Annotated in this window: 18 protein-coding genes and 1 tRNA gene; 6 read left to right on the top strand and 13 right to left on the bottom strand. The window is 61.8% G+C overall.

Annotated elements, in window-relative coordinates:
* Window positions 1–99: 99 nt before the first annotated feature.
* On the top strand, window positions 100–351 hold the full coding sequence (locus tag INS80_RS01410; RefSeq protein ID WP_192963830.1) for a WGR domain-containing protein: 252 nt from the start codon (window positions 100–102) through the stop codon (window positions 349–351).
* A 24-nt stretch (window positions 352–375) separates the two neighbouring features.
* Here the strand turns inward: INS80_RS01410 and INS80_RS01415 are convergent, their stop codons facing one another.
* Entirely contained in the window at window positions 376–774 is a 399-nt protein-coding gene (locus INS80_RS01415; protein WP_192963831.1) for a DUF2147 domain-containing protein, read from the bottom strand.
* Window positions 775–936: 162 nt separating this feature from the next.
* Between INS80_RS01415 and hisA the strand changes: the two genes are divergently transcribed.
* From hisA to INS80_RS01435, 4 genes are all read left to right on the top strand, one after another.
* Window positions 937–1,659: a 1-(5-phosphoribosyl)-5-[(5-phosphoribosylamino)methylideneamino]imidazole-4-carboxamide isomerase gene (hisA, locus tag INS80_RS01420; protein WP_192963832.1), complete on the top strand. Its 723-nt coding sequence runs from the start codon at window positions 937–939 to the stop codon at window positions 1,657–1,659.
* 85 nt (window positions 1,660–1,744) lie between these two features.
* Window positions 1,745–2,227, top strand: a complete 483-nt coding sequence (locus tag INS80_RS01425) for a DUF2867 domain-containing protein (protein WP_192963833.1) — start codon at window positions 1,745–1,747, stop codon at window positions 2,225–2,227.
* Between the two features lie 38 nt (window positions 2,228–2,265).
* Window positions 2,266–3,027: an imidazole glycerol phosphate synthase subunit HisF gene (gene hisF / locus INS80_RS01430; protein WP_192963834.1), complete on the top strand. Its 762-nt coding sequence runs from the start codon at window positions 2,266–2,268 to the stop codon at window positions 3,025–3,027.
* A 13-nt stretch (window positions 3,028–3,040) separates the two neighbouring features.
* Window positions 3,041–3,358 carry a phosphoribosyl-ATP diphosphatase gene (locus tag INS80_RS01435; RefSeq protein WP_192963835.1) on the top strand — a complete coding sequence of 106 codons (318 nt, stop codon included), beginning with the start codon at window positions 3,041–3,043 and terminating at the stop codon, window positions 3,356–3,358.
* 364 nt (window positions 3,359–3,722) lie between these two features.
* On the opposite strand, the gene INS80_RS01440 is transcribed toward INS80_RS01435, so the two are convergent.
* From INS80_RS01440 to rlmB, 4 genes are all read right to left on the bottom strand, one after another.
* Window positions 3,723–4,193 (bottom strand): CoA-binding protein, encoded by a 471-nt coding sequence (locus tag INS80_RS01440; RefSeq protein ID WP_192963836.1) that lies wholly within the window; start codon window positions 4,191–4,193, stop codon window positions 3,723–3,725.
* 226 nt (window positions 4,194–4,419) lie between these two features.
* Window positions 4,420–4,878, bottom strand: coding sequence for a YHS domain-containing (seleno)protein (locus INS80_RS01445; RefSeq protein WP_439650925.1), 459 nt, complete (start codon window positions 4,876–4,878; stop codon window positions 4,420–4,422).
* A gap of 122 nt (window positions 4,879–5,000) precedes the next feature.
* On the bottom strand, window positions 5,001–5,147 hold the full coding sequence (locus tag INS80_RS19240) for a hypothetical protein (protein ID WP_226892528.1): 147 nt from the start codon (window positions 5,145–5,147) through the stop codon (window positions 5,001–5,003).
* A 233-nt stretch (window positions 5,148–5,380) separates the two neighbouring features.
* Window positions 5,381–6,172, bottom strand: a complete 792-nt coding sequence (rlmB, locus tag INS80_RS01455; RefSeq protein ID WP_192963838.1) for a 23S rRNA (guanosine(2251)-2'-O)-methyltransferase RlmB — start codon at window positions 6,170–6,172, stop codon at window positions 5,381–5,383.
* 120 nt (window positions 6,173–6,292) lie between these two features.
* Here rlmB and INS80_RS01460 point away from each other — a divergent pair.
* A tRNA-Tyr gene (locus INS80_RS01460) sits at window positions 6,293–6,376 on the top strand.
* A 162-nt stretch (window positions 6,377–6,538) separates the two neighbouring features.
* On the opposite strand, the gene INS80_RS01465 is transcribed toward INS80_RS01460, so the two are convergent.
* The 8 genes from INS80_RS01465 to bioB all read right to left on the bottom strand — a co-directional run bounded on the left by INS80_RS01465 (window position 6,539) and on the right by bioB (window position 15,688).
* Window positions 6,539–7,060: a DUF2478 domain-containing protein gene (locus tag INS80_RS01465; RefSeq protein ID WP_192963839.1), complete on the bottom strand. Its 522-nt coding sequence runs from the start codon at window positions 7,058–7,060 to the stop codon at window positions 6,539–6,541.
* Window positions 7,061–7,188: 128 nt separating this feature from the next.
* Window positions 7,189–9,225 (bottom strand): ABC transporter permease, encoded by a 2,037-nt coding sequence (locus INS80_RS01470; RefSeq protein ID WP_192963840.1) that lies wholly within the window; start codon window positions 9,223–9,225, stop codon window positions 7,189–7,191.
* The gene (locus tag INS80_RS01475; protein WP_192963841.1) at window positions 9,222–10,277 is read right to left on the bottom strand and encodes a quaternary amine ABC transporter ATP-binding protein; all 1,056 of its coding nucleotides are present in this window, start codon (window positions 10,275–10,277) and stop codon (window positions 9,222–9,224) included. Before INS80_RS01475 ends, INS80_RS01470 begins: the two co-directional genes overlap by 4 nt.
* A 10-nt stretch (window positions 10,278–10,287) precedes the next feature.
* Window positions 10,288–11,247: an ABC transporter substrate-binding protein gene (locus tag INS80_RS01480; RefSeq protein ID WP_192963842.1), complete on the bottom strand. Its 960-nt coding sequence runs from the start codon at window positions 11,245–11,247 to the stop codon at window positions 10,288–10,290.
* A 362-nt stretch (window positions 11,248–11,609) separates the two neighbouring features.
* Window positions 11,610–12,908 (bottom strand): adenosylmethionine--8-amino-7-oxononanoate transaminase, encoded by a 1,299-nt coding sequence (gene bioA, locus INS80_RS01485; protein ID WP_192963843.1) that lies wholly within the window; start codon window positions 12,906–12,908, stop codon window positions 11,610–11,612.
* 1 nt (window position 12,909) lies between these two features.
* Window positions 12,910–13,539 (bottom strand): dethiobiotin synthase, encoded by a 630-nt coding sequence (gene bioD / locus INS80_RS01490; RefSeq protein WP_192963844.1) that lies wholly within the window; start codon window positions 13,537–13,539, stop codon window positions 12,910–12,912.
* Window positions 13,536–14,699 carry an 8-amino-7-oxononanoate synthase gene (locus INS80_RS01495; RefSeq protein WP_192963845.1) on the bottom strand — a complete coding sequence of 388 codons (1,164 nt, stop codon included), beginning with the start codon at window positions 14,697–14,699 and terminating at the stop codon, window positions 13,536–13,538. The genes bioD and INS80_RS01495 overlap by 4 nt, the downstream gene beginning before the upstream one ends.
* On the bottom strand, window positions 14,696–15,688 hold the full coding sequence (gene bioB / locus INS80_RS01500) for a biotin synthase BioB (RefSeq protein ID WP_192963846.1): 993 nt from the start codon (window positions 15,686–15,688) through the stop codon (window positions 14,696–14,698). Before bioB ends, INS80_RS01495 begins: the two co-directional genes overlap by 4 nt.
* Window positions 15,689–16,024 lie beyond the last annotated feature (336 nt).

Here is a 16,024-nt window from a genome sequence, read left to right on the forward strand (position 1 = left end):
CTTCGGGCCGCCCCGACGCGGCCCGAAGGACAGGAATGGACAGGCCAGCCGCTTCGCGGCATATGAGGTGGACTTGAAACCGCGTCAGGCCCCGCCCCCTTGCAGATCAGACTGGAAAAATTCGACCACCACAGCGGGCGCCATCGCTATTGCGTGTTGCGACTGAGCCAGACCCTGTTCGGGGATTGGTGCGTGGAACAGGCGCTGGGGCCGATCGCTGCCCCTGGCGGGCAGGAGCGGCGCGCCTATTTCAGCCAGCACGCCGAAGCCCTGCAGCTGTTCGAGGCGGTCCGGGATCGCCATGTGGGCCGCGGCTACGTGCCGATCCCGGTTCAGTTGGGGCTGCTCTGATATCGAAGGCAGCAGCCCGCCGGATCAGTTGACCCGCGTCCAGGTCTGCCCCCGGCAGATCAGACCGCCTGCAACGCAGCCCTTCACCTCCAAGCGGTTGCCATTGAGCAACATCTTCGACTTGTAGGTCTTGTCCGCATCCGGCGCCCAGATCTTGCCACCCGAATAGCTGCCGTTCCCGTCAGCTTTCATATCCCAAATCAAACGCTTACCGAGATGTTCGTAGTCTGCCGTCACCCCGCCCCCGGCGCCATAGGCCTTGGCGATGGTGCCGCAAATGCTTGAGCCGCAGGGCGCGATATCCACGTGCAGATAGCCGCCTTCCTCGCCCTCTTGGGTCTTCCACTTGCCGGCGACCTGATCGGCAAGGGCGCCGGTGGCCAGTGTCAGGGCAACGGTCAGCCCCAGTGTCAGTGTCTTCATGGTGTTTCCTCCCTCTTTGCCACCAGTTTGGCGCGAGGCGGGCTTTTCAGGCAAGGTTGACTTTAGGTCGCGTTGCAATCCCGGCGGCGCCCTGCCATAGAACCGGCAAAACCCTGCCGCCGTGCAGGCTGTGCACCAACGAGACGACAAGGACGGCTGACCATGATCCTCTATCCCGCAATCGACCTCAAGGATGGCCAGGCCGTGCGCCTGTTGCACGGGGACATGGACAAGACCACCGTGTTCAACGACAACCCCGCCGCCCAGGCGCTGGAGTTCGTCGCGGCAGGCTGTGAATGGCTGCATCTGGTCGATCTGAATGGCGCCTTCGCCGGTGAGCCGGTCAATGCCGCCCCGGTCGAGGAGATCCTGAAACAGTGCAAGGTGCCCGCCCAGCTCGGTGGTGGCATCCGCGACATGAAGACCATCGAGAACTGGATCGACAAGGGGCTGGCCCGCGTGATCCTGGGCACCGTGGCGGTGGAAAACCCCGATCTGGTACGCGAGGCCGCGCGCGCATTCCCCGGCAAGGTCGCCGTCGGCATCGACGCCCGCAATGGCCGCGTGGCCACCAAGGGCTGGGCCGAGGAAACCGACGTGATGGTCACCGACCTCGCCAAGTCTTTCGAGGACGCAGGGGTTGCCGCCATCATCTACACGGACATCATGCGGGACGGCGCAATGAAGGGCCCGAACGTAGAAGCCACCGCCGATCTCGCCAATGCGGTCTCGATTCCGGTGATCGCCTCGGGCGGCGTCTCCTCGCTCGATGATCTGCGGGCACTCAAATCCTGCGGCGCGCCGCTCAATGGCGCCATCTCGGGCCGCGCGCTTTATGATGGCGCCATCGACCTGAGTGAGGCACTAGCCGTCTTGAAAGGATAGCCCATTCCCAATCGCCTGCGGCACCGCGCCGCTTTGTGCAGGCAGTGGAAAGTGGGCTTGGTAAAGACACTTCAAAAGGTGCCTCATGTCCGTGATTTCAAAAACGCCCCTGCCCGCGCATTCACATCTTTGGGCCAATGTGCAACCTGGCGACTTCGTTGATGGTTATGCGGTCGAAAGTGACCTGTCGCCCCGTGCTGCCGCCGATATGGGCCTTGCAATGCCCGGATGGGCCAAGGCCCTCCTGGCCCTGCGCAACAGGATCGTGGCGCCCTTAGGGCTCAAGACCGAAGTCTCTGACCAGGGTGCAAATGCCATCTTTCCCGTGGTCCATGAAGACGAGAGGGAGCTGATCCTGGGTACGGACGACAGCCACCTGAATTTCCGCATCTGCGTGATGCAACAAGAAGGCCGCATACACATGGCAACCTGGGTTCATCGCAACAACCTGCTGGGGCGTCTCTACCTCTTGGCGGTGATGCCCTTTCACGTGCTGATCGTGCGCGATTCGATGCGCCGCATCGCCAAGCACTCCACCCTGATTGCATCTGCGCCCCGCGGTCAGTAAAGACAGAGCATCACTCCGGCGACCAAGGGCCTAGAACAATGCTGAAAACCCGCATCATCCCGTGCCTTGATGTTGCAGATGGCCGCGTGGTCAAGGGCGTGAACTTCGTCGGCCTGCGCGATGCGGGCGATCCCGTCGAGGCGGCCAAGGCCTATGATGCGGCGGGCGCTGACGAGATCTGCTTTCTCGACATCCATGCCACCCATGAAAACCGCGGTACCATGTTCGACATGGTGCGCCGCACCGCCGAACAGTGTTTCGTGCCTCTCACCGTGGGCGGCGGTGTACGCACCAAGGAAGACGTGCGCGCGCTTCTGCTGGCCGGGGCCGACAAGGTCTCCTTCAACTCCGCCGCCGTGGCCAACCCCGATGTGGTGGCCGAGGCCGCCGCGCAGTTCGGTAGCCAGTGCATCGTGGTGGCGATCGACGCCAAGACCGTCGCCCCCGGCAAATGGGAAATCTTCACCCATGGCGGGCGCCGCGAAACCGGCATCGATGCGGTGGAATTCGCCAAGACCGTGGTCGCCAAGGGCGCGGGCGAAATCCTCTTGACCTCGATGGACCGGGACGGCACCAAATCCGGTTTCAACCTGCCCCTGACCCGCGCGATTTCCGATGCGGTTGATGTGCCGGTGATCGCCTCGGGCGGGGTCGGCACCCTGGATCACCTCGTTGAAGGCGTCACCGAAGGCGGCGCCTCGGCGGTGCTTGCCGCCTCGATCTTCCACTTCGGTGAATACACCATCCAGGAAGCCAAACAGCACATGGCCGCCGCCGGTATCCCGATGCGGCTGACCTGAAGGAAGACCCGTGATGAACCTGCTGCACGATCTCGAAGCCACCATCCTTTCCCGAAAGGGCGCAGACCCCGACACCTCCTGGACAGCCAAACTGCTGTCCAAAGGACCGGAGAAATGCGCAGAGAAATTCGGCGAGGAAGCCATCGAGGTCATCATCGAGGCGGTCAAGGACGACAAGGCGAAACTCGCCAGCGAAGGCGCCGACGTGCTTTATCATTTCCTGGTGATGCTTGCGTCGCGCGATGTGGCGCTGGACGATGTGCTTACGGTCCTGGCCGAACGCCAGGGCCTCAGCGGCATCGCGGAAAAAGCCGCCCGCCCCAAGAGTTGACCGTTTTCCAATCCACCAAAGGCGTGCTCCCGCGCCTGCGGATGCCCCGGCTGCGCCGGGCCCCTCCTCGCAGCCTTGGGCCCAGCAGCGCGCCATAGGCGCACTGCGCCGACGCTCTGTTGCGATCGCCCCCTCGATCTGAACCGGGTCAAGGGCCGCGCCAGCGGCCGCGCATAGCGCGGTTAACCCTTGAGGCGGGTCTGAGCGGAGATATCATCGAAGTGGCGCTTCAGGGCAGTCCTGCCCCTGAAGCGCCTCTCAGCGAGAAATACCGCCGCGCATCAGCGCGGCGCCCGGCCCAACGGGAGCCTGCAGATCTGTGATCTGCATTGCGACGGGCGGGAGCCCTACCCCGCGCCTGCCGTCACAGTTTCGAGGAAATGATCCCGGTGGCAAAGCCGCCCATACGCAATTCTCCGAACAGGCGCTGGTATTCGATCTTGGGACAACGGTTCTGGATCACATCAACACCGCGCGCCTCGGCCAGGGCGGCCGCCTCGGCGTGCTCAACGCCGATCTGCATCCAGATTGTCTGAAGGTCAGGAAACAGCTTCAGCGCCTCCTCCACGATCGGCGGCACCGCTTCGGATTTGCGAAAGATATCGACCATATCGACCGGACCGTCGATCTCAGACAGGCTCGCTCGTACCGTTTCGCCAAACAGCCGCTTACCGGCATGGCCGGGATTGACCGGGATCACCCGATAGCCTTTCAAACTCAGGTACCGCGCCACATAGTAACTGGGGCGCACCGAATTCATCGACACGCCCACCACGGCGATCGTTCGGGTGCGTTTCAGTATCTCGCGCAGATGATCATCGGCATAGCTGGTCATGGGCCGACCCTAGAACGGCCGAGAAGCGCGTGAAAGTCAAAAGTGATCTCGCTGACCGCGAGCAAAGAGATTTCATCATTCGACAAAAAAAGGCGCCCGGGACGGGCCCCGGGCGTCAGGTATGGAACGAGGGACAGTGAAAAAGGTCCGCGGCTGTTCCGCGCCGCAGGCCTAATCGTTATATGGGAACCGCGGATCTGAATTAAAAGGGGCGCGCGTTTCAACGTTATCGACGCAAGGCGTCCGGCCAATTGCTCCGGGCTTCGGCAATAAGGGCCTCGGCTTCGTCTTGCCAGCGCGCGCGCACCTGCGGACTGTTGAGCAGGAACAACTCCCCTTCCAGGATCACCCACAGCTCCGGATCTGCGGTCGTCAGACGGCCCTGCGCCATGGCAAAGGCGCAATAGCCGCCAAACATCGGCGCATAGGCCCAGGGGTTCATCTCGAACCGCATCTGGTTGCTGGCCGACGCAAATTGCCAAACCGCCCCTTTCCACATCAGGACATGCTCGGAGCTGCCCTGCACCGCATGTCCCGTCTCGAAAAAGGCCACAGGATCATAGCCACCTATTGCTACCCCGTCTTGCGCAGAAAACAGCGCCACATCGGTCATGCCGCGCTGAGGTGCGGCAAACAGTCCAAAGGACAGGACAAGAATCATCAGTCGCAGGATCAAGTGGCGCACTCCATATCTGGAACAGGAACGCCTACAGTGTGCCGCACACACATCGCGCTGCAAAGATGTGATACGCAGATGTGATCGGCCTGTGACGTCGCCTACTGTCGCAGCCTCCCCCAACTGGGCGATCAGTCGAAGATATCCTCGATCACGTCAAAGGCCTCTGACATCATCTTTTGAAACAGGCTTTTGCGTTTCTTCTGTTTCCTGGCCTTCATCGGCTTTGCCTTGGGCGGCTTGCCATATGCCTTGGTCGGGGTGGGCTGATGAGACACCTTGCGTGCCTGTGACGGCGCGGGCGCCCCGACTGGAGCCTTGGCACCCTTTCCCGGTGCCAGCGGCCTTGCCTTTTGCGCCGACAGGGGCGCACCGCAGGTGCCACAGACCAGCGCCGATACGCCACCCGTTTTGCTGCCCGAGACAAAAGCCGATTGAACGCCGCAATAGCAGCAGCTGATGATTTTCCCGCCGGGAATGCTCGAATGTGCGATAACTGCCTCCTGAAGGGTTACGACCGCTCTCTTGAGGCATATAGGGCGATCGCCGCAGCATTTGAGACGTTGAGCGAGCCAAATCCACCGGCAAAGTCGATTTTCACAAGTTGATCCACGGTTTCCTTGGTTTTTTGGCGCAGCCCAGGCCCTTCAGCCCCAAGGACCAGCGCCACCGGGCGGTCCTTGCGCCCCTCAAGTGCCTGTTCGATGGTCTGCTCAGCTTCCCCGTCAAGGCCAAGCACGAGAAAGCCCATGTTCTGCAGCTCGACGATGGTATCCGAGAGGTTCCGCATACGCAGATAGGGCTGACGTTCCAGCGCGCCGCTTGCAGTCTTGGCCAAAGCGCCAGTTTCGGGCGCGGAATGGTGGCGCGTGCCGATCACGGCGCTGGCGCCCAGAACCTCGGCCGAGCGCAGGATGGCGCCGACGTTATGCGGATCAGTCACCCGGTCCAGCAGTATCACACGCGGCACCTCGGCGCCGATACAGTTCTCCGCAAGACTGCCCCAGTTGAGCGGTTTCACCTCAAGCGCTGCCCCCTGATGCACCGAGCCCGGATCGATCGGCGCCTTGAACCTGCGCGGGTCAACCACCTCGGACTCAATCCCGGCTGCAGAGATCGCCTCTTCCAGCTTGTTCTTGGCATTGAGTGTCACGATCAGGCGCAGCTTTTCGCGCTTGGGGTTCATCAGCGCATCGCGCACTGCGTGCAGGCCAAAGAGCCAGACGGTTTCGCTCGCGCCGGCCTTCTTGGCCTGTTCCTTTTCGATGACCCACTGGGGTTTCTTGGTGGGTTTCTTGGACATGGATCTCTCCTGCAAAAGGAATTTCAGGCCGGCGCAGAAAACTTGGTATTTTCCTGTTGACGCCCGTTTGTGGCGCTAGTAATCACGCCTCCACGTCAGGTGCAACACTCACCTGACAGTGGGCGACAGGCCGCAAGGTGTGGCAGGGGACTGTAACTCCCTCGCGGAGACGCACGCCTGGTTCGATTCCAGGGTCGCCCACCATCTCCCCCCAGTTTTCATGTGAAATCAATCGCAAAGGGATGATGGTGCGTCCGCCTATTGGCGTGTCACCCCCACTTTCGATCACCACTCGCCGCACAGAAAAAACCCGGCCGCAAAGCCGGGTCATCGTGTTGATTTAAATATCAGATTTCTCGAAACGACTTAGTCTGCAGGGGCTTCGATTGCCTGCATCACCCAGGCCTCAAGCGCATCAAGATCGGCCTCGCCCGCTTCGGCCATGCCGCCCGAGAAGTCCTTAAAGGCATCAACATTCATACGGTTCACACCCGATACCACCGGGATCCCCATCGCCAGCGCCTCGCCGATCACGGGGCGCATGCCGCGCCCGTCAGCCTCGTGCTTGCCAAACTTGTTGACCAGAAGAACCTGTGGTGCCGGTGTCTCGCTCAGCGACTTGGTGACGAGCCCTACGGCCTGCTCCAATGCGCCGGGATTGAGGCGGCAGCCACGTGCCTCGGGACCGAGGGACTGGGAGATTCGGATCACCGTATCGCCCGGCAGAACCCGCACGTCCATGTCGCACAGCTTGTCGTCGTAGCATTCCGTATTGGTCTGCACGATTCCCGCCAGCCGCAGCCCCCGCGTCTGCAGGCGCTCGGCCAGAGCGGTCAGCAGCCGGTCGGTGGCGCCGCGTTCGGTTGTCATGACATAAGCTAGGCTCATCACACCCTCATTTCACTGTGGTTCTTTCCAGCAAACGGGACAGTAGCGCGGTTTTGGGAGGTCGGCCAGAGGCGCTTTTGCCGCGCCGCCCATCAGGCAGCGCGGCAAGGTTTCAAAAGGTATCAGCCTTAAAGACCCAGCGCGCGGCGACGCTCCTCGGCAAAGCCCTGCACAATGCGGTCCGCGATCAGCGCAAGGATTGCCATCGCCGCCCCAGCAGAGATGCCAAGCCCCACATCCGCCTGCCCCAGCGCCAGGTAGATCGACTGGCCAAGACCAGTGGTGCCGATCAGCGCCGCGATCACCAGCATGGCAAAAGCGTACAGGATGGTCTGGTTCAGCCCCAAGAGGATGGTCGGCGCCGCATAGGGCGCGCGCACGTCGCGCATCATCTGCCAGCGGGTCGCTCCAGAAGCTGTCGCCGCCTCAATCATCTCGGCCGGGGTTTCGGTCAGCCCATGACGCGTGTAGCGGATCATCGGAACGATCGCATAGGCAATGATCGCCAGGAAGGCCGAGAACTCTCCGATCTGAAACACCATCAAGACCGGGATCAGGAAGACAAACAGCGGGATCGTCTGCAGCATGTCACAGACCGGGCGCACCACGCGCCACACCATGGGCGACACAGCCGAGGCAAGACCGATTACCCCCCCAAGGACGGCGCAGGCAAAAACGGCCGCGCCCGACAGGTATAGCGACAACAGCGCCCGCTCCCACAGCCCCGACAGCAGGATCGTTGAAAGCAGAACCACCGAAAGCGCCGAAAGACGTACACCGCCCGCCACGTAGGACAGTGCCCCAACGCCGACCAGAACGAAGGGCCAAGGGAGCTGGGAAATCCCCGTCTCCAGCATGCCTGCCGCGATGAGGATCACCAAACCCAGCGTCAGCTTGCCGCGATAGGCGCAGTAGAGCCCGACCACCGCACCAGCTGCAAAAAGCGCCATGCTCATGCCGGAGGTCCAGACAAAGCCCCAGGTGAAAGGCAGCACCGCCTGATCAAGACCGATGCGCAGCGGCAGCAGCACGTAGAACATCACGCCGTTCTTGATGGCCGTCAAAAGCTCGGCATTGGCGCTGGTAAAGGCCGACAGCCCCGCATCCACCCGGTCCGCCGTGCTGTTGAACAGCGCATAGGCGCCCGGATCCTGGATCTGCCCATAAAAGGCCAGGCTTGCGAGCGCGCCAAGGGCAAGGATCACCAGCGAGACGCGGCCGTCATAATAGCGGCGTTTCTCGTTGGCGAGCGTACCACTCATCCGGTCGATCAGAATGGCAAAGATCACGATGACCAGACCGGCCAAAAGGCTGGCGCCGAACTGCGCCTTGCGCATGGTCAAAAGGACTTCCCAACCAATGTCGTCAAAGCCCCCGATCACGGCAGCAATGATCACCATCGACAGAGCCGCCATCAGGCATTGGTTCACACCCACCATGATCTGAGTTGCCGCGGCAGGAATTTCGACCTGGAAGAGCTGCTGCACCCGGGTGCCGCCTGCCATGATCGCGGCTTCCTTGATCTCCGGTTCGATGCGCTGCAGGCCGAGCAAGACGTTGCGCGCCATCGGCGGAGCCGCATATATGGCCGATGCAATAAGACCCACAACCGGGCCAAAACCGAAGAGCACCAGGAGCGGCGTGAGATAGGCAAAGGTCGGCACCGTCTGCATGACATCCAGCAGTGCCTGCACCGGCGCACGGACACGCGGGTATTCATTGGCCAGAATCCCGATTGCTCCGCCAATCAGCAGCGCCAGCGGCACCGAGACCGACACCAGCGCCAGCGTATTCATGCTTTGCGGCCAATAGCCCGAGGCCAACACCGCACCGAGACCAACTGCCGCCATCAGCGCCATGGTGAGGCCCCCAAGCCGCCAGCCCAGCGCCACCGTGGCCGCGATCAGGAATGGCCAGGGCGTCGCCCCGAGGATCCAGTTCGCCGCCTCCATCGGATAGGCCATAAGGGCCGAGAACTGACGCGCCGCCGGTTTGATCAGGGCAAGGAAAGCCTCCATCGCGCTGCCGACCCACTCGGTCGCAGGCAGCACCCATCCTTTCGGAAAGGCCGTCAACCAGGGCGCCACGCCTTCGAGCACCAGACACATGGCGCCCACGGCCAGCGCGATCAGCGCCGCCATGCTGCCTTTGCTGAGCGTCATCATGCCGCCGGATCCACCTGCAGGGCGGCGGCCAGATCCGCCGGATTCACAACGCCCAACAGTTCGCCATTCTCATCGCGCACCGGCACGGGTTCATAAAGCTCCATGCAGCGCGCAAGGGCCGCATCCAGCGTCATGTCGCGGCGCAGGCCCGGATCATCCGGCCCATGAGCCAGATCGCCGCCCGCCTGCATGACAGAGGCCACGCGCGCATGCTGACCCTTGGCCACGTCCTTGGAGAATTCGCGCACATAGTCATCGACCGGGTTCAGCACGATATCCGAGGGCGTGCCGATCTGCACAATCTTGCCATCGCGCATGATGGCGATGCGGTCGGCCAGTTTCAGCGCCTCGTTGATGTCATGGGTGATGAAGACGATGGTGGTCTTCAGTTTGGCCTGAATATCAAGGAATTCATCCTGCAACTGGCGGCGGATCAAGGGATCCAGTGCGGAAAACGGCTCATCGAGAAACCAGACCGAGCAATCCGCAACCAGGGAACGAGCAATGCCGACACGCTGACGCTGACCACCGGAAAGTTCACGCGGGAAATTCTTTTCACGCCCACCAAGACCAACCAGGTCGATCACCTTTTGCGCCTTGGCGAGGCGTTCCTTCCTGCCCATGCCCTGCACCCGCAGCGGATAGGCGACGTTTTCGGCCACGCTCATATGCGGGAAGAGGCCGAAGTGCTGAAACACCATGCCGAGCTTGTTGCGGCGCATCTCGATCAGCCGCTTCGGGCTGGCGGTACGGATATCCTCACCCTCGATCAGGATCTCACCGCCTGTGCCGGGCAAAAGCTGGGAAATGCAGCGGATCAGGGTCGACTTGCCCGAGCCGCTGAGGCCCATGATCACAAAGAGTTCACCCTCTTGCACCTCAAAGGTGGCGTCCTGCACCGCGGGCGTCAGACCCTCGGCGCGCAGTTCGGCAGCGGCCTCATCCGCGGACGCGGTGGAAGACAGCGCCCGTTTGAGGGCGCTTTCTGCGTTGGCACCAAACACCTGCCAGACATGCTGGCAGGTGATGGCAGGTGTTACCTCTTTGCTCACGGTGTCACCCTCACTGCAGCGCGGCATCCACAACCGGGCGCCAGCTGTCCTCGTTCGCGGCCATCCATTCCGCGACAACCTCTTCGACCTTGCCGCCATCGACGTCCACCGCACCCATCATCGGCTGCTGATCTTCCACCGCCAGGGTGTAGTTGTAGAGGATCTCGAACGCAGCAGGCCAGGTTTCGGCAAGGCCCGACCAGCCGGCCTTGAAGATGCGCGAAGGCGCAAAGTCACAATCGTTTACTGCGTTGGGGTTAGGGCCCCAGGCCGGATCGTTGAAGCAGGCCTCTTCGCCCACCGGCAGGTCCACAAATTTCACGTCATAAGCAGACATTGCCCAATGCGGCTGCCAGAAGGTCACCAGCAGAGGCGTCTTGCGCTCGGTTGCAGCGCGCAGTTCAACGATCAGGGCCGCTTCGGACCCGGCGGGCACGGCTTTGAAGGGGAGATCAAGGCCAGTCATGCGGTCAGCGCCAGGGGTGCCCCAGTCAGCCGGATAGTCCACCAGGCGGCCCGCAGGCAAGGTTTCAGCGGTCGCAAACAGCGGCGCGCAGTCCTTCAGCGCTTCCCAGGCAGGCAGGCCCGGGCACAGCTCGGCCACATGGGCGGGATAGGCGATGCCTTCCTTGGCGTCGAGTTCAAGATCGCCCAGCTCGACTACGGTGCCCTCGGCGACCTTTTTGGCATATTCGTCAGAAACGTTTGAGGACCAGATCTCCAGCGTCGCGTGGATGTCACCATCCGCGATCGCCTGGAACTGGTTCATCATTCCGGCAGAGACGTACTCAACCTTGTAACCCGCAGCTTTGAGCATCTCACCGGCGATATGGGTGGTGATGTGCTGACCTGTCCATTCGTTCATCGCCAGCTTGATCGGCTTGTCCACAGCGCCCAGATCGGCGGCCCCGGCTGCGCTCGATATGAAAGCCGCAGCGCCCAGCGTCAGTGCAAAAGAAGTTGTCTTCATTGATGTCATCCCTGTTCTTTTGGGGGCGAAGGCCGAATCGGCCCCATCGCGCCCCGATATGTTGTTGATCGTCCAAACTCATGGATCCGGTGTCGGAGCGTCATGCCACCCGCCCGAACCAGGCCCGTCGCACGCCATGTCGATGACCAAGTGTGACCGGCTCATGGCCTAGGTTTTGACGTTCTTGCGACCATTTGTCGAGCATTCGCGGCATAGATACCGGAATTTCTTGATTATCCATTCAATTTTTTGGTTCGAAATTCAAGAATGGAATTCAGAACAGACATGTCCAGTGGCGCTTTCCGCCCAAAAAAGAGAATCACCCAAGAGAATCAAAGCTCGCCGTCTTGGGGCCGACCGACCTACAGGACCGCCGCAAGTTGCCGCATGGCGCCGGTGACCCGGCTCAGATCGTCAGGCATCGTCACAAAGGGGGGCATGGTGTAGATATTGTGCCCAAAGGGACGCAGGAATACACCGCTTTTAGGGGCCAGAGCGTGCGCCTCATCTGCCGAGACGCGGTGATCCATTTCGATTACACCAATCGCGCCCAGCACCCGCACATCACGCACGCCGGGAAGATCACGCGCGGGGGCCAGCTCTTCTATCATCTGCGCCTCGATCTGTGCGATGCGGGAGCGCCAGTCCTGCCCGGTCAGCAAATCGATCGCCGCGCAGGCCGCGGAGCAGGCCAGCGGGTTCGCCATATACGTAGGGCCATGCATGAAGATGCCCGGATGGCCGCCACCGATCCCCTCTGCCACGCGATCGTTGGTGAGCGTCGCCGCGAACGAGATATGCCCGCCCGTGAGCCCCTTGCCGAGACAAATGATGTCCGGCTGAATGTCGGTGAGACCGGTGGCGAACATTTCCCCCGTGCGCCCAAACCCTGTGGCAATCTCATCAAATATCAAAAGGACACCGAATTCGTCACACAAAGCGCGAGCCTGATTCAGATATTCAGGATGGTAGAAATACATACCTCCCGTACCCTGTACCACGGGTTCGAGGATGAAAGCCGCGATCCGGTCCTGCCCCACCTCAAGAACCCGGCGCAGCTCGGCCAGTCCGTTCTGCTCGGGGTCCTCGATCCAAGGATGATCAAGGCGCACAGGCGGGCGGGCGACGAAGTGCTGCACGCTGAGCGCGCCCTGAAACAGGTGGTGCATGCCCGTATCCGGATCGCAAACGCTCATCGCCTTCCAGGTGTCGCCATGATAGCCCGACCGCACCGTCGCGAATTCGCTGCGCCCCGGATGGCCCATGGCGTGCTGATATTGCACCGCCATCTTCATCGCCACCTCGACCGAAACCGAGCCGCTGTCGCAATAGAAGATCCGCGTCAGGCTCTCTGGCGTCACATCAAGCAGCCGCCGCCCGAGATCAACCGCCGGATCGTGGGTCAGACCGCCGAACATCACATGGGGCAGCCGGTCCAGCTGCGCCTTAATGGCGCCCGTGATCGCCGGATGCCGGTGGCCGTGCATCATGCACCACCATGAGGACATCGCATCAATCAGCCGCGTGCCGTCTTCCAGCGTGATATGAACGCCTTCGGCCTCTTTCACCAGAAAGGTCGGTCCGGGCTTGGTAACATTCGTGTATGGGTGCCAAAGGTGCTTTTGATCAAAGGCCAGCGGGCCGAGAGCTGTGTCGGGCATTTCAGATCAAGGCTTTCCTGATGGTGTCAAGATCAATGTCCGCCGCGCAGGCCGAGCGCAGAGCATCTGGCGTCAACGGAGCAATAACAGGCAAACGGCCAAGGTGGGCCACCTCGCCGAACTGGCAGATCGTCTCCTCTACCTCCGGGGCGGGATCGCCATTGAAGATCACGCCGACAACACTGCAGCCGCGCGCGCGCAGCGCCTCTAGCGACAACAACGTGTGGTTGATTGTACCAAGGCGCGTAGAGGCACACAGAACTACAGGCGCCTGCCAATGTGCAAAGAGATCAACATAAAGCGAGGTGCGGTTCAGCGGCACCATGAGGCCGCCTGCCCCCTCAACCACCAGCGGCCCAAAGACCTGTGGCAACGCCAGTTGCTCCAATTCGATCTCCACGCCTTCCGCCTCGGCCGACAGATGCGGCGAGGCCGGAAGCTGCAGCCTGTAGGCCTCAGGCAGCACATGGCAGCGCACCATGCGCGCAACAAAGGCGCTGTCGGTTTCCTCTTCCAGCCCCGATTGCACTGGCTTCCAATAAGTGGCACTCAAGGCCTGCGTCAGCGCGGCTGCTACCACCGTCTTGCCCACTTCCGTATCGGTGCCAGTCACCACAAGAACCCCGCTCATGCCCACACATCCTGCAACTGGGCGAGGTCTTCGAACATCTGCGTGATCACCTTTTTCGACACGTTGAGCGTCACCGAAAGGCGCAGGCGCGAGGTGCCCGCAGGCACCGTGGGCGGGCGGATACCGCGAATGTCATAGCCTCGTGCCTGCAGGGCCGCTGCCATCTGCATCGTCTTGCCATCCTGACCGATGATGATCGGCAAAATCTGGCACTGAAACCCGTCCAGACCACACAGGCGAGCGGCCTCGGCATGGGCGTGGTTGATCCCCTCCCAGGCGCGCTCCAGACGCTCGCCTCCCTGCGCCAGCAGTTCAAGTGCTGCGCGCACCAGTGCGGCATTCAGCGGCGACGGGGCGGTTGCAAAGATGAAATTGCGCCCCTTGTTGATCAGCATCTCGATCAGAACCTGCGGCGCGCAAATCAAGGCCCCAGAGGCGCCGAGCGCCTTGCCACAGGTATGCAGGGTGATGACATTGCTGCGATGGGCAAACTCATGTGCCAACCCGCGTCCCCCAGGGCCAAAAAGACCCGTGGCGTGGGCCTCATCCACCACCAGAACACCGCCAGAGGTCTCCGCCAGCGCCATCAGTTCAGCCAGCGGCGCAAGATCGCCATCCATGGAATAGACCGCCTCGACCGCAATCCAGACCTGCCCGGTGCCGCCCTGCGTGCGCCACTCGGCAAGGCGCCGCGCCGCGTCCGCGGCATCGTTATGGGCAAAGCTCTGGATCTCGGCCCGGCCCAGCCGCATGCCGTCGCGGGTGCTGGCATGGATCAGATCATCGTAGAGCACCAGATCGCCCCGTTGCGGCAGGGTCGAAAAGATCGCCACATTGGCGTTGAATCCGCCGCCCATGAAAAGCGCCGCCTCACTGCCAAAGAAGGCCGCCGCCTCAGCCTCAAGCAGCTGATGCTCGCTGTCGTTGCCGCGTAGAAGGCGCGAACCACCCGCCCCGACCGGAACGCCCCGCTCCAGCGCCGCATGGGCCGCTGCACGCATTTCCGGGCTGGCAGCAAGGCCCAGATAGTCGTTCGAAGAAAAATCATGACCCGCACGCGGGATCAGGCGGCGATAGCGGTCCTGCTGCGCAAGGCTGTCCAGCAGCGCCTGCTGGCGCGGATAGTCGGCAGCAGGCGTATCAAGCAGGGCGACAGTCATTCGCTCGTCCCCTCGATCCGGCCTTCGCAATGGGCTGCCATCGCCTTGAGGCCGAGCCGGTCGAACAGTTGCTGGTCCTTGTCTTCCTCGGGGTTGTCGGCGGTCAGGAGCGTCTCCCCTACGAAGATCGAATTGGCACCCGCAAAGAAACACATGGCCTGCAGCTCATCGCTCATGTCGGTACGGCCTGCAGAGAGGCGCACATGACTGTTTGGCATCAGGATCCGCGCCAGCGCGATGGTGCGCACGAATTCAATGGGGTCGAGTTTTGGCACATCCGCCAGCGGCGTATCCGGGATCGGGATCAGCATGTTGACCGGCACCGAATCCGGGTGTTCCTCAAGCGTCGCAAGCGCCAGCAGCATGTCGATCCGGTCCATCTGCTGCTCGCCCATGCCGACGATCCCTCCCGCACAGACCTTGATACCAGCCTCGCGCACCCGGTTCAGGGTCTCGATCCGGTCGGCAAAGGTGCGGGTGGTGATGATCTCGGAATAATACCGTTCAGAGGTATCGATATTGTGGTTGTAGTAGTCCAGCCCCGCATCGCGCAGGCGGAAGACCTGATCCTCTTCCAGCATGCCCAGGGTCATGCAGGTCTCCATCCCCAGATCCTTGACCCCATGGATCATCGCCTCCAGCGCGGCCATATCGCGGTCCTTGGGGCTGCGCCAGGCGGCGCCCATGCAATAGCGCGTCGCGCCTGCATCGCGGGCCTTTTTCGCCTCCGCAATCACCCGCTCCACCTCGATCAGCTTGGCGGCAGACAGTTTCGCGCCGTTGCGGGCCGACTGGCTACAATAGGCGCAATCCTCGGGGCAGCCGCCGGTCTTGATGCTCAGCAACTTGGATTTCTGCACCTGATTGGGATCGAACGCCTGCCGGTGTACCGTGTGTGCCCGGAACAGCAGATCCATGAAGGGCAGGTTGTAGATTTCCTCAGCCTCGGTGCGTGTCCAGTCCGTTCTGATCGGCGCGGCATCCAGCATCTGCACCCTCCTCTGATTTTTATCTATCAATTTTTCATGCGTACACCGCAGATTGCATTTTTATAGATAATTTTTGAGCTGGAATACAAGCCCTGCCCGAGATCATTTTTTTGATTTATATACATATACTTAGATACAATCACCACAACCTGGACGCACCATGCAGAAACCCACTTGACGGCACAGGGGCGGCTCTTCTAGGTGTGAAAGCACGCAGGGGAGTCCCACCAAGGGGACTGAGAGGCTGACAGGACGGTAGTAATTCCGGCCGGTGACGCGACCCTTTGAACCTGACCCAGTTGACACTGGCGTAGGAAGCTAGGACCCGCGTCTCTT

The sequence above is a fragment of the Phycobacter azelaicus genome, assembly GCF_014884385.1.
In the GTDB taxonomy this organism is placed as follows: domain Bacteria; phylum Pseudomonadota; class Alphaproteobacteria; order Rhodobacterales; family Rhodobacteraceae; genus Phycobacter; species Phycobacter azelaicus.

Coding starts and splice junctions, on each gene's coding strand:
- bioB (WP_192963846.1), bottom strand. CDS start 15,688: ATGCTGGATGCCGCGCCGATCAGAACGGACTGGACACGCACCGAGGCT.
- INS80_RS01440 (WP_192963836.1), bottom strand. CDS start 4,193: ATGACCAGCTATGCCGATGATCATCTGCGCGAGATACTGAAACGCACC.
- rlmB (WP_192963838.1), bottom strand. CDS start 6,172: ATGTCCAAGAAACCCACCAAGAAACCCCAGTGGGTCATCGAAAAGGAA.
- bioD (WP_192963844.1), bottom strand. CDS start 13,539: ATGAGCGGGGTTCTTGTGGTGACTGGCACCGATACGGAAGTGGGCAAG.
- INS80_RS01470 (WP_192963840.1), bottom strand. CDS start 9,225: ATGATGACGCTCAGCAAAGGCAGCATGGCGGCGCTGATCGCGCTGGCC.
- bioA (WP_192963843.1), bottom strand. CDS start 12,908: ATGCCCGACACAGCTCTCGGCCCGCTGGCCTTTGATCAAAAGCACCTT.
- INS80_RS01435 (WP_192963835.1), top strand. CDS start 3,041: ATGAACCTGCTGCACGATCTCGAAGCCACCATCCTTTCCCGAAAGGGC.
- hisA (WP_192963832.1), top strand. CDS start 937: ATGATCCTCTATCCCGCAATCGACCTCAAGGATGGCCAGGCCGTGCGC.
- INS80_RS01480 (WP_192963842.1), bottom strand. CDS start 11,247: ATGAAGACAACTTCTTTTGCACTGACGCTGGGCGCTGCGGCTTTCATA.
- INS80_RS01415 (WP_192963831.1), bottom strand. CDS start 774: ATGAAGACACTGACACTGGGGCTGACCGTTGCCCTGACACTGGCCACC.
- INS80_RS01425 (WP_192963833.1), top strand. CDS start 1,745: ATGTCCGTGATTTCAAAAACGCCCCTGCCCGCGCATTCACATCTTTGG.
- hisF (WP_192963834.1), top strand. CDS start 2,266: ATGCTGAAAACCCGCATCATCCCGTGCCTTGATGTTGCAGATGGCCGC.
- INS80_RS01465 (WP_192963839.1), bottom strand. CDS start 7,060: ATGAGCCTAGCTTATGTCATGACAACCGAACGCGGCGCCACCGACCGG.
- INS80_RS01495 (WP_192963845.1), bottom strand. CDS start 14,699: ATGACTGTCGCCCTGCTTGATACGCCTGCTGCCGACTATCCGCGCCAG.